We start from the raw sequence: 13066 nt of genomic DNA, 5'->3' as shown, positions 1-13066 counted from the left end.
GCGGTTCTGCGCTTGTTTGTTTTCTTATTTTCCCATTTGCTCTCCGAGGAGGAGAACATGTATACAAAGGTAAATAGTATGGCGATCCAGGGAATCGATGGCCAGGTCATTTCCGTGGAAACGGATGTATCCGCCGGGCTTCCGGAGTTTTCAATGGTAGGCTATCTTTCGTCGGAGGTGCGGGAGGCCAGGGAGCGAGTCCGAATTTCTCTGAAAAATTCGGGATTTTCTTTGGCGCCTAGACGAATTACAGTCAACTTATCCCCGGCGGATTTGAGAAAGGAAGGAACGTCTTTTGACCTGGCGGTTGCTCTTGGAATTTTAGCTTCTTATGGATGCCTGCCAGATGCGGAGCTTACAAATTTGGCTGCCATCGGAGAATTGGGACTGGATGGCAGCGTTCATTCTGTGCCGGGCGTATTGTCCATGGTAGCGGCTGCAAGAGAAGCAGGTATTTCTGCCTGTATTGTGCCAAAAGCCAATGAAGCCGAAGGCGCGTTGGTGGAAGAAATCCGTGTGATCGGTGTGGACAGCTTACCGGAAGCAGTACATCTGCTGTCCACATCCGGAGGCTGGCGGAATATAGCCCAGACATTGGGGAATGTTCTGGAAGATAAGCCGCAGTATGAGGTGGATTTTTGCGAGGTAAATGGGCAGGCGGCATTAAAACGCGCGGCCGAAGTAGCGGCCGCTGGAATGCATAATCTCTTGATGATCGGTCCGCCTGGTTCCGGGAAGACCATGATTGCAAAACGAATTCCAACGATTCTTCCGGAGTTAACCAGATCAGAAAGTCTGGAAGTTTCTAAAATTTACAGTGTATGCGGCCTTCTTTCACCGGTGAGCCCTCTAAAAAGGGAACGCCCTTTCCGGGCGCCCCACCATACGGTTTCCTACCGGGCGTTGGTGGGAGGGGGGAGAGTACCGCGGCCAGGTGAGATTTCTCTGGCAAATCGCGGCGTTTTGTTTCTGGATGAGCTGCCGGAATTTTCAAAAATTTCTCTGGAAGTCTTGCGTCAGCCTTTGGAGGAACGGACGGTCCAAATTTCTAGAGTGTATGGTTCTTACCAATTTCCCGCGGATTGTATGGTAGTTGCAGCCATGAACCCTTGTCGCTGCGGTTATTATCCAGACCGAAACCGCTGTCAATGCAGCGATGCGGATGTGAAGCGATATCTCCAACGCGTCAGTCGTCCTTTGCTGGACCGGATGGATCTGTGTGTGGAAGCGCCAGCCATTGGTTATGAAGCAGTACGGGGCAAGGGAGAAAATGAAAACTCTGACCAAATTCGAAAACGGGTAAAATCCGCATGGGAGAGACAGACAATCCGTTTTAAAGGTTTAGGAATTTCTTGCAATGCTCAGATGACAGGGAAGCAGGTAAAGAAATTTTGTCTGCTTGGGGAACAAGAGGAAGCGATGATGGAGCGCATTTTTGACACGCTGGGATTAAGCGCCAGGGCATATCACCGAATTTTGAAAGTAGCTCGAACCATCGCGGATTTGGATGGAGAGGACGAAATTAAAGAGCAGCATCTGGGGGAGGCAATCGGCTATCGAGGGTTGGAACAACGCTTTTGGGGGTGAGTATATGACAAGAAAAGAAATTTGGTATTGGATGAGCGGTTTATCTTCCTGGGGGAACCGTACGATCCATCGGCTGTTGGAAGAAATGGGGAGTCCAGAAGCAATTTTTGCAGCAAAAAAGTTGCCAATATCTCAAATGCAGCAAGAAGAGGCAGAACAAAAAAAGAAGGAAATGGGAAAATTTATGGAAGAGTCGGCAGGGTGGGAGCGGCAGGGGATTCGTTTCCTCACAGTGGAAGAGGAGGAATTCCCCGCTCGGCTTCGAGAAATTCCGGATTCCCCATATTTTCTCTTTTTAAAAGGGACGCTCCCTCCGCCGGGACCGGCGGTCGCCGTGGTGGGCGCCAGAAAATGTACTGCCTACGGAAGAGCACAGGCGGAATTTTTCGGGCGTTTCCTGGCAGAACAAGGGGTATCGGTGATTAGCGGCATGGCTCTTGGCGTGGATGCAAGCGCCCAGAAGGGAGCTAGAAGAGCAGGAGGATATACCTGCGCGGTATTGGGAACAGGGGTTGACGTCTGTTATCCAGCATGCCACAGGCAGCTTTATGAAGAACTTTCGATTTGCGGAGGAATTCTTTCCGAATACCCAATGGGAGCGAGGCCGCTTCCATATCATTTTCCCCTGCGAAATCGAATCATCAGCGGCCTTTCCGACTTAGTGCTGGTGGTGGAGGCCAGGAAAAAAAGCGGTTCTCTCATCACGGCGGACTGGGCCCTGGAACAGGGAAAGGACGTATTGGCAATTCCAGGGCGGTTGGCGGAACTTTCCAGTGAGGGATGCAACCGTTTGATTCGCCAGGGAGCGGGGATTGTCACAGAACCAGAGGATGTGCTTCAGGCCCTGGGACTGGAAACAGGAACAAAAGATCAGAAGAAGGGAGTGGAGTTACCGCCAGATGAAAAGGAAGTATGGGATTGTTTAAGTTTTGAGCCAAAGCATCTGGAACAAATTTGCCAGGAAACCGGTTGGGAGATCCGCGCAATTCTTTTGATTTTGCTTCGTCTGGAGTTAAAGGGAATCATACGTCAGGTGGGAGGGAATCAATACAGGAGAGTCTGATTGCCGGATTTAGAAATGAAAAGGGGACGGTGCTCTGGCATATCAGAATATTTTGTAGGGTTTCGGAGCAAGTACAAAATATTCTGATATGCCAGAGCGCCCGTCCTCTTTTGATTCCTGAACTATTTTAGGGTGTTTTAGAGAAAAAAGTGGAAAAAGCGGGAAATTCTTGACAACCTATAACAAATATGATATGTTGAATTTGAGCTGTACAACTGACGGAAGTGGAAATGACCACATGGAGTGCAGCAGAAAAGAGCCGACCGTCTGGGCAAGGAGTCCGGGACTGTGGGCTCTTTTCTGTGGCATAGGAAATTTTTCTATCCGAATCAATGTAAGGAGGCAATTGCGATGAAAGAAATGGAATTGAAGTATGGCTGCAATCCGAACCAGAAACCGGCGCGGATTTATCAGAAGGACGGAGAACTGCCGATTACCATTCTGAATGGAAGACCGGGCTACATCAATTTGATGGATGCCTTTAACAGTTGGCAGCTGGTACGGGAGCTGAAAGCAGCGACGGGACTTCCGGCTGCGGCATCTTTTAAGCATGTGAGCCCTGCCGGAGCGGCTGTGGCGGTTCCGCTGGATGAGACTTTACAGAAGGTTTATTTTGTAGAAGGCGTGGAGCTGACGCCTATGGCGACGGCATACATTCGCGCAAGAGGCGCAGACCGGATGTCTTCCTATGGTGATTTTGCCGCTCTTTCAGATGAGTGCGATGCACAGACGGCAGCTTATCTTGCCAGAGAGGTATCCGACGGTGTGATTGCTCCGTCCTATTCCCCAGAGGCTTTAGAGATTCTGAAAAAGAAGAGAAAAGGAAATTACCTGGTTATGGCGATGGATCCGGAATATGTGCCGGCGGAGATCGAGACCAGAGAGATTTTTGGAATCACCCTGGAACAGAATCGAAACACCATTCAGCTAAATGAAGAAGTTTTGAAAAATATCCCCACGAAAAATCAGGATATTCCGGAATCAGCGGTTCGTGATTTGCTGATTTCCCTGATCACTTTAAAGTATACGCAGTCCAACTCGGTTTGCTATGCAAAAGATGGACAGGCCATTGGCATCGGAGCAGGTCAGCAGTCTCGCGTACATTGTACCCGTCTTGCGGGAAATAAAGCGGACGTTTGGTTCCTTCGTCAGAGCCCGAAGGTGTTGAATCTGCCTTTCCGTCCGGATATCAGACGCCCGGATCGGGACAATGCCATCGATGTATATGTCTCCGATTTTTCTGAGGATGTGTTGAGAGACGGTGCTTGGCAGCAGGTATTTACCGAACAGCCGGAGCCTTTTACCGCAGAAGAAAAGAAGGAATGGCTGAAGCAGATGACCGGAGTTTCTTTAGGCTCCGATGCCTTCTTCCCCTTTGGCGATAATATTGAGCGGGCAGTTCGCAGCGGCGTATGCTATGTAGCGCAGGCGGGCGGCTCCATTCGGGATGATAATGTGATTGAGGCCTGTGATAAGTACGGAATTGCCATGGCGTTTACTGGCATCCGCCTGTTCCACCATTAAGAATAAAGAATTTCGCTTCGCGAAATTCTCCGCGTAAAAAAGACGCAGTCAAAAGAGATGTTTTTGGCTTGTATGCATGAGCGTGCATACAGATGAGCGAAAAACTTTCGACTTTGACTGCGTTTTTGCGAGAAAAAGATTTTTGAAAAGAGGAGGATTAGACTTGCTTTTCCGGAAAAAATGTTGTATAGTGGTCTCGTTTCATGTCAAGAGGCGGTACCTTCCGTTGCCAAGGGCATATGTGTTATCTTAGCGGTGTGTCTTTGGCAATTGAAGGTATTATGATATAAGGTACTATTATTTATAGAAGAAATTATAACGGCAATAAGGAGTAGAACGCGTGGCACAGAACTTAATCATTGTGGAATCACCGGCGAAGGTGAAAACGATCAAAAAATTTCTGGGTTCCAGCTACGAGGTGGAGGCTTCCGGCGGTCATGTCAGAGATCTGCCGAAAAGTCAATTGGGAATCGACGTGGAAAATGATTATGAACCCAGATATATAACCATCCGTGGGAAGGGCGACGTATTGGCGAAGCTGAGAAAAAAGGCCAAAAAAGCAGATAAAATTTATCTGGCGACTGACCCGGACCGGGAGGGAGAAGCCATCGCCTGGCATCTGCAGGAAGCCTTAAAGCTGGATCAAAAAAACGTACGCCGTATTAGTTTCAACGAAATTACAAAGAATGCGGTGAAAGCTTCTCTGAAATCGCCGCGGGAACTGGATTTAAATTTGGTAAATGCCCAGCAGACACGGAGAATGCTGGACCGAATGGTAGGCTATAGTATCAGCCCGCTTCTTTGGAAAAAAGTAAAGCGTGGTCTCTCTGCCGGACGTGTTCAGTCGGCGGCTTTATCCATGGTTTGCGATAGAGAAGATGTGATCAATGCCTTTGTTCCGGAAGAGTATTGGACCCTGGACGTCTTGCTGGGGATTTCCGGAGAAAAACATCCTCTGGAGGCACGCTATAGCGGGAAACGAGCTCTGGCGACAGAGGAAGACGTCAAGCAGCTGATGGACGAGGCTGGAGACGAGGAATTTATTATTTCTGAAATCAAGAAATCCGCCCGCTCCAAAAAGGCTCCGCTTCCCTTTACCACTAGTACATTACAGCAGGAAGCAGCCAAGACATTAAATTTCTCGACACAGAAAACGATGCGGATTGCACAGCAGCTTTATGAGGGCATTGATATAAAAGGCAGCGGAACGGTAGGTATTATCACTTATCTGCGTACGGATTCTACTCGTATTGCGGAGGAAGCGGACGCTGCGGCAAGAGCTTATATTGAAGCGAATTATGGAAAAGACTATGTGGCGGCAGGAGTTATAGCTGGAAAGCAAAAAGGAAAGATTCAGGATGCCCACGAGGCAATCCGTCCTACGGACATTTCCCGGACGCCGGCCAGCCTGAAGGATTCTTTGAGTCGAGATCAGTTCCGGCTGTATCAGCTGATTTGGCGGCGGTTTGCCGCCAGCCGGATGCAGGAAGCCCGCTATGAAAATACGACGATTAAAATCCGTTCCGGAGAACACCCCTTTTCCGCGTCGGCGAATATTCAGACTTTCGACGGTTTTCTTTTGGTCTATGACGGGGAAGAGGAAAAACTGGAAAAGCACAGCCTTGTGCAGAAGCTGACGAAGGAATCGAAGCTTTCTTTCCAAGATTTTGAGCCGAAGCAACACTTTACCCAGCCTCCGGCCCATTATACGGAAGCGAGCCTGGTGCGGGCAATGGAAGAGTGTGGAATTGGACGGCCAAGTACCTATGCGCCGACGATTACAACTTTGCTGGCCCGCCGTTATGTCACGAAGGAAAATAAAAATCTTTATGTAACGGAACTGGGAGAAGTCGTCAACGGTATTATGAAGGGGTCGTTTTCTAGTATTGTGGACGAGGGATTTACCGCACGGATGGAAAGTCTCCTAGACCAGGTTGCAGAGGGAGGCGAAAGCTGGAGGAATGTAGTCGCCGGATTTTATCCCACCCTAAAGCATGATGTGGATGTGGCAGAGGTGGAATTGGAAAAAATTCAAATTGCAGACGAGGAAACAGATGTTGTCTGCGAACATTGCGGACGAAATATGGTGATAAAATATGGACCTCACGGAAAATTTTTAGCATGCCCTGGATTTCCGGACTGCAAAAATACAAAGCCTTATCTGGAAAAGATCGGAGTTCCCTGTCCGAAATGTGGAGCAGAACTTGTGGTTCGAAAAACAAAAAAAGGACGCCGCTATTATGGCTGTGAGAAAAATCCGGAATGTGATTATATGACTTGGCAGAAGCCTACTGTTAACAAATCAGACAAAAATTAAAAACGTATTTTGATTCTAAAGAAAATATTAAATTGAGAAAAAACTCTTGCAAAAAGTAAGGGGATGGTGTAGGATGTATTTGTATTGTTGAATTTTTGGATAGGAGGCAGAAAATGAGCGTACAACTACTCGATAAAACGAGAAAAATCAACAAACTGCTCCACAACAACACATCCAAAGTTTTCGTTTTTAATGATATCTGCCATGTACTGAGCGATGCGTTGGAATCGAACATCCTCGTCATCAGTAAAAAAGGCAAGATACTCGGCCTCGGTGAATATCTTACAGATGAAAATGATAAGCGGTGGAATGAAGTACAGATTGGACAGTTTATTGATGAACAGTTGAATGAGAGACTGTTGAACATTTTGTCAACGAAAGAGAATGTTCACCTGGAAACCTTAGGGTTTGAGGGGGAAGAGGCCAAGGCATATCATGTTATCGTAACTCCGATTGATATTGCGGGCGAGCGTTTGGGGACGTTATTTGTCTACAAAAAGACCGCGCCCTATGAGATTGACGACATCATCTTGGCAGAGTATGGAAATGCGGTCGTTGGACTGGAAATGCTGCGTTCTTTGAATGAGGAAAGCGCAGAAGAAATCCGGAAGCTGCAGATTGTAAAATCTGCGATCAGTACGCTGTCGGCCAGTGAACTGGATGCGGTACAGCATATTTTTGAAGAGATGAAGGGAAGCGAGGGAATCTTGGTTGCCAGCAAGGTGGCAGACCGCGTAGGTATTACCCGTTCCGTTATCGTAAACGCACTGAGAAAGCTGGAAAGCGCAGGCGTAATCGAATCCCGTTCTTCCGGTATGAAGGGAACATACATCAAGATTCAAAATGAACTGATCATTGATGAGCTGAACGCTTTAAAAGAGCAGAAATAAGTGGAATAAAAAAAGACCGCATGAAAAGGTGATTTTCAGCGGTTTTTTTTTATTCTATAGGATTCGGGGGGCAAAAGACCTCTCTGGAAATTCTGCCCCCATTTCATTGCGGATTTTAAGGAACTGTGATATGCTACTGCTAAAATGGCTTGATTAATTTTGTGGAATTTATGGTTGGGAGGTGGCAGACATGCCTGAATATATCCGAATTTTTGGAGCTACAGAAAATAATCTGAAAAATGTATCTCTGAAAATTCCGAAGAAGCAAATAACGGTGTTTACCGGAGTATCCGGTTCCGGTAAATCTTCGCTCTGTCTGGATACGATCGCGGCGGAGTCCCGCCGGGAGCTAAACGAGACCTTTCCCAGTTTTGTGCAGCAGTATTTGCCAAAATATGGACGGCCAGAGGTAGAGCGGATTGAAAATCTTCCGGTGACGATTGTGATTGATCAGAAAAAGCCAGCGGCAAATACCCGCTCTACAGTAGGAACCTACACGGACATTTATTCGCTGCTGCGGTTGCTATTTTCGCGGGTGGGGGAACCCTTTGTCGGCTACTCCGATAGCTTTTCTTTTAATCATCCCGCTGGCAAATGTCCCCGCTGCGACGGATTGGGGGTAGTGACGGATCTGGATATCCACAAATTAGTAGATTTTAATAAATGTTTAAACGATGAAGATGTCATTCATTTCCCGACCTTTACAACGGGCGCCTGGCGCTGGAAACGTTATGCCTACAGCGGTTTGTTTGATTTAGATAAAAAGATCAAGGATTACAGTAAGGAAGAATTGGATTTGTTCCTTTATTCTCCTCAAGTCAGACTGAAAAATCCTCCTTCCAACTGGCCAAAGTCGGCAAAGTTCGAAGGGCTCTATCCGCGGATGTACCGGAGTATTATCACCACCAAAGAGGGGAAACGCCAGCAAAAAGTTTTAGATACCATGGTGTCCAGCTTTATTTGCCCGGAGTGCGGCGGTTCTCGTGTCAATGAACGGGTGAGAAGCTGCAAGATTCATGGAAAAAATATCGCGGAAGTTGTAGACATGCCAATTCCGGATGCCATCGAGTTTGTACGAGGCGTTGAGGAGCCTTTGGCGCAGGATATCCGCAGGGAACTTTTAAAGCGTTTGGGGGCCCTTCAGGCGATCGGGCTTGGCTACCTTTCTTTAAGCCGTGGCACGGGGACCCTATCGGGAGGCGAAGCTCAGCGCATAAAAATTGCAAAATATATCAATTCCGCCCTGACTGATATGGTCTATGTGCTGGACGAGCCCAGCGTTGGCCTGCATCCTCAGGATATTGACCGTTTGAAAGTCTCTCTGCGCCGTCTCCGCGATCATGGGAATACAGTGTTGATCGTAGAGCATCATCGGGAAATTATTGCGATGGCGGATCACATCGTGGATATGGGACCTATGGCGGGAAGCCATGGGGGGACGATTATGTATGAAGGGGATTATGAGGGGCTGAAAAATGCGGACACCATCACAGGACGGATGCTGCATCACTGCGGAGAATTAAAAAGAGAAGTACGAAAACCAAAAGGTTTTTACCATATGGAGCATGCCAATCTGCACAACCTGCGCGATTTGACGGTAGATCTGCCAAGAGGGGTATTGACCGTGATTGCCGGTGTGGCCGGTTCAGGAAAAAGTTCTCTGATGGAACATTTTTGTTCCCATTGCGGTGAAGAAGTGATTTTCATCGGACAAAAGAATATAGGAATCAACCTGCGTTCCACTCCCGCTACTTACCTGGACATCTCCGATGCGATTCGAAAGCTTTTTGCCAAAGCAAATGGAGTCAGCAACATGCTCTTTTCCTTTAATTCCAAAGGGGCCTGTCCGGCCTGCGGAGGGAAAGGGGTGATTGTATCCGATATGTCTTTTATGGATTCCATTGAAACCGTCTGCGATGTCTGCCATGGCTCTCGCTATGCAAAAGAGGTCCTGCAATATCAGTACCAGGGGAAAAATATTGCGGAGGTAATGGATTTGACGGTGGAAGAAGCGATGGAATTTTTCGCGGGCGAAGATTTTCTGCCGCAGTTGATTTCCCTTGAGCAGGTGGGGCTTGGCTATCTGCATCTGAATCAGGCGATGACCACCTTGTCCGGCGGCGAGCTGCAGCGATTAAAGCTAGCCAGCCAGCTTTATCGAAAGAGCGCGGTTTTTGTCCTAGATGAGCCGACTGACGGTTTGCATTTGGATGATGTTCGAAAGCTGATGATTTTGTTTAATCGGATGGTGGATGAAGGAAATACGTTATATTTGATTGAGCACAGCCTGGATGTGATGAAGGACGCCGACTATATTGTGGAATTAGGGCCGGGCGGCGGCATGGAAGGCGGAGATCTTCTTTTTGCCGGGACTCCCCAGGAGATGCTGGGCGAAGAGCGGTCGGTGACGCGGAAATTTTTGCAGGCTAGTTTGAACATTCGTTAGGAGAGAAACTTTCATTTTGGGTGGACCTTTGTGGTCCGGAAGGGAGAGGGAAGAGATGGACTATGGGATTGTTTGGACGAATTTGCTGATTTTATTTGCTTTAATTGGGGTTGGCTATGTGGCTGGCCGTTTTCGGGTGGTTTCCCAGGATGCGTCGAAGGATTTATCCAGTCTGTTGATGAAAATCACGCTGCCGGCAACGATTTTTGCCTCCTTTATTCGAAGCTACGAGCCAAAGCTTTTGAAGGACGCCGGGATTATTTTGGGGTTGGGATTTTTCTTCTTTCTCTTGAGCGCCTTGCTTTCTGCTTTGCTTGTAAAGCCATTTCGGGTGGCGGAGGGAAACCGCGGCGTTTGGATGCTTACGTCAACGTTTTCCAATACTGGTTTTATGGGATTTCCAATCGTTCTAGCCTTATTGGGGGAAGAAGGGCTTTTTTTGGCCTGTATTATGAACTTATCCTTCAATGTCTTGGTATTTAGTTTAGGAATAAAGATGATCTGTCTGGATTCAGATCGAAAAGGCTCGATCCAATGGAAGAAGATTTTGATTAGCAATATCAATATCAGTATTGTTTTAGGACTTTTCTTTTTCTTAACTCAGATCTCTCTCCCTGCTCCGGTTATGTCGGTGATCAACCATTTTGGTGGTGTAACCACGCCGCTTTCCATGTTTTTAATTGGATTAAGCCTTGCAAAGGGGAAAATCGGGGATTTGTTCCGGGGAAAGGATGCGTTTACGGCAACCTTCCTGCGGTTGATTGCCATGCCCTTGGTTGCTTGGCTTTTGATGCGTCTGATGCCCTTTGGAGAGGGGAGCTTCATCCCCGGTGTGGTTCTTGTGATTTTGGCTATGCCGGCGCCTTCGGTAGTTTTAATCTTGGCTGAGTCTTATGATGGGAATAGTGAGATGGCCGGAAGGATGATTTTTCTGTCCAGTCTGCTTTGCATCGTGACGATTCCTTTGATGCTTCTGTTGTTATAAATATGAAAAAAATAGTGAGATTATATGTGGAAAGAACATTAGACGAAGCGAAATCGCTATGCTACGATAAAAAGTGACGAAAAAGCATAGGGTTTTTCTGTTGGCAAAGCGATACATTTGTCAGCGGAAAGCCAGATTTTTGGAACTAGATTTTGTGAGAGAAGAGAGTTATGAAAAGATCGAGACAGTTGTTGGGCATTGTGATTTTGTTTTTCTGGGCGTCGGAGTATTGCCATGTTCCCTATTTTACCCCTTATTTGAATATGCTGGGGTTTTCTGTGACCGCCATCGGCGTCATGGTTGGCACCTATGGATTTACGCAGATGATCATTCGGATTCCCCTTGGAATTTTTACAGATGTTTCTGGAAAATATAAGGCGGTTGTGGTAATGGGAACGGTATTTACAACGGTTTCTTCTTTTGGGCTGATTTTTGCCAAGAGCATGTGGTTTGTCATTTTCTGCCGTTTTTTGGCTGGCATTGCCGCTTCTACGTGGATTTCTTTTACCGTTTTATATTCGGCTTATTATCAGGCGGAAGAGGGCGTGCAGGCCATGGCCAATATTTCCATCTTTAACAATGGAGGAAAGTTGCTTGCATTTGTTCTGGGTACAATAACGGCGAATTTCTGGGGGTATCGGGTTCCGCTTGTGATGAGTTTTTTGACTGGCTTGATTGCGATTTTTTTCGCTTTTCAGTTAAAGGCGATCCCTATCCGCCGAGAACCCATGCAGATTTCCCATATTGTAGGAGTTTTTAAAAATCCTGCGGTGCTCGTACCTTCCTTTTTTGCGATCTTGATGCAGATGGTGCTTCACGGTACGGTATTTTCTTTTACGTCGACCATTGCGGAAAGTCTGGGAGCGACGAAGCTGCAGATCGGAATCAACACGTCTCTGTTTACGGTGATTCAGGTTCTTGCTGCCGGATGGGTAGGGCGTGTTTTGGTAAAGAGGATTGGTACGACCAAATCGGTTATGATGGGGTTTGCCTTTCTGTCTGTTTCCTGTGCGCTGGAAGCCTTTGCACCGAATATTTGGGTGCTGTTTTTGGCTCAGCTGATCTGCGGAATCGGGAATTTGCTGCTGTTTTCTGTGCTGGCGGCATTGGCCATCCGCTATGTACCCCAGGAGAATCAGTCGACTGCTATGGGATTATTTCAGGCGCTCTACGGCATTGGTATGACGATTGGTCCAGTCTTGGTTGGGAATATCGCTTCATCCAGCAGCTATCGGACGGCCTATCTGTTTTTTGCCGTGTTGTCCGCAGTATCGGTACTTTTGGCGGCGGTGAGTCTATCATGGCTGGAGAGAAAGAAGGAGCGAATCCATGGCTAATGTTGCGTTTCGACTTTTATCGCTGCTCTTTCCAATGTTCTTAGGATATGTGCTGAAACGAGCGCGTTTTTTTGGACCGGAAGATTACCGGGTGGTGGTAAAGATTATTATGAATATCACGTTGCCCTGTGCGGTCATTCAATCTTTTGCGAACTTTGAGATGCACCTTTCGATGCTTGGCCTGACTTTGTGCGGTTTTCTGGCAAATTGGGGGATGGCTTTCCTTACGCTTTGCCTGAATCGGAAGCGGGAGAAAAAGGAGCGAATGCTGGAATTGCTCTGTGGGTCGGGCTTTAATTTGGGAAATTTTATGCTGCCTTTTATCCAGCAATTTGTCGGGGATTCCGGCGTAGCGCTTCAGACGCTTTTTGACATGGGAAATTCGATGATGAGTACAGGTGGGACCTATGTGTTTGGCAGCAGCGTTTTGAAGTTGGAAGGAAAGAAAATGGGACTCTCTGGCGTGATTAAGCGGCTGTTTCATTCAACACCGCTTGTGGTTTACATGCTGATGCTGATTTTGGCAGTGTGCCAGATTTCAATCCCGGAGTGGGTATCGGTCGTGGTGAAGCCTACCGGCGCGGCCAATGGCTTTCTTTCCATGTTTATGATCGGGATGATGTTTGAGGTTCGGTTTGACGCTGCTTATCGGAATACCGCTATTTCGGTTTTAGCAAAAAGATATGGATGTGTCATTATCTTAGCTTTGATTTTTTATTATTTGCTTCCCTTAGATTTGCAGACGCGGCAGATTCTTACTCTTTGTGTTTTTGCGCCGGTACCTAGTATGGCGGCGGTTTATACGGAGCAGACAAAAGGGGACGTAGGATTGGCCAGTTTTATCACATCTTGTTCTTTTGTGATTAGCGGAGTGATTATTGTCGCGTTGATTTTTATGATGGGTCTGGGTATGTAAC

At 47.3% G+C, this 13066-nt stretch carries 9 protein-coding genes and 1 riboswitch; all 9 genes read left to right on the top strand.

The window, feature by feature from the left end; all coding sequences use genetic code 11:
* The first annotated feature begins 57 nt into the window (after window positions 1-57).
* Window positions 58-1587: a YifB family Mg chelatase-like AAA ATPase gene (locus tag ACCC71_RS09075; RefSeq protein ID WP_434309308.1), complete on the top strand. Its 1530-nt coding sequence runs from the start codon at window positions 58-60 to the stop codon at window positions 1585-1587.
* Between the two features lie 4 nt (window positions 1588-1591).
* The gene (dprA, locus tag ACCC71_RS09070; RefSeq protein WP_434309307.1) at window positions 1592-2650 is read left to right on the top strand and encodes a DNA-processing protein DprA; all 1059 of its coding nucleotides are present in this window, start codon (window positions 1592-1594) and stop codon (window positions 2648-2650) included.
* A gap of 201 nt (window positions 2651-2851) precedes the next feature.
* A riboswitch (ZMP/ZTP riboswitch) is annotated at window positions 2852-2930 on the top strand.
* Between the two features lie 71 nt (window positions 2931-3001).
* Window positions 3002-4174 carry a phosphoribosylaminoimidazolecarboxamide formyltransferase gene (locus ACCC71_RS09065; RefSeq protein ID WP_434309306.1) on the top strand — a complete coding sequence of 391 codons (1173 nt, stop codon included), beginning with the start codon at window positions 3002-3004 and terminating at the stop codon, window positions 4172-4174.
* 340 nt (window positions 4175-4514) lie between these two features.
* Window positions 4515-6491, top strand: a complete 1977-nt coding sequence (topA, locus tag ACCC71_RS09060) for a type I DNA topoisomerase (protein ID WP_434309305.1) — start codon at window positions 4515-4517, stop codon at window positions 6489-6491.
* Between the two features lie 113 nt (window positions 6492-6604).
* On the top strand, window positions 6605-7381 hold the full coding sequence (gene codY, locus ACCC71_RS09055; RefSeq protein WP_434309304.1) for a GTP-sensing pleiotropic transcriptional regulator CodY: 777 nt from the start codon (window positions 6605-6607) through the stop codon (window positions 7379-7381).
* Between the two features lie 190 nt (window positions 7382-7571).
* Window positions 7572-9827, top strand: coding sequence for an ATP-binding cassette domain-containing protein (locus tag ACCC71_RS09050; protein ID WP_434309303.1), 2256 nt, complete (start codon window positions 7572-7574; stop codon window positions 9825-9827).
* Between the two features lie 55 nt (window positions 9828-9882).
* Window positions 9883-10812, top strand: a complete 930-nt coding sequence (locus tag ACCC71_RS09045) for an AEC family transporter (protein WP_434309302.1) — start codon at window positions 9883-9885, stop codon at window positions 10810-10812.
* 170 nt (window positions 10813-10982) lie between these two features.
* On the top strand, window positions 10983-12149 hold the full coding sequence (locus ACCC71_RS09040; protein ID WP_434309301.1) for an MFS transporter: 1167 nt from the start codon (window positions 10983-10985) through the stop codon (window positions 12147-12149).
* On the top strand, window positions 12142-13065 hold the full coding sequence (locus ACCC71_RS09035) for an AEC family transporter (protein WP_434309300.1): 924 nt from the start codon (window positions 12142-12144) through the stop codon (window positions 13063-13065). Before ACCC71_RS09040 ends, ACCC71_RS09035 begins: the two co-directional genes overlap by 8 nt.
* The last annotated feature ends 1 nt before the right edge of the window (window position 13066 follow it).

Origin of the sequence: Hominifimenecus sp. rT4P-3 (genome assembly GCF_051055405.1) — a bacterium.
In the GTDB taxonomy this organism is placed as follows: domain Bacteria; phylum Bacillota; class Clostridia; order Lachnospirales; family Lachnospiraceae; genus Pseudolachnospira.
This window is presented reverse-complemented; position numbering and strand designations above follow the sequence as displayed.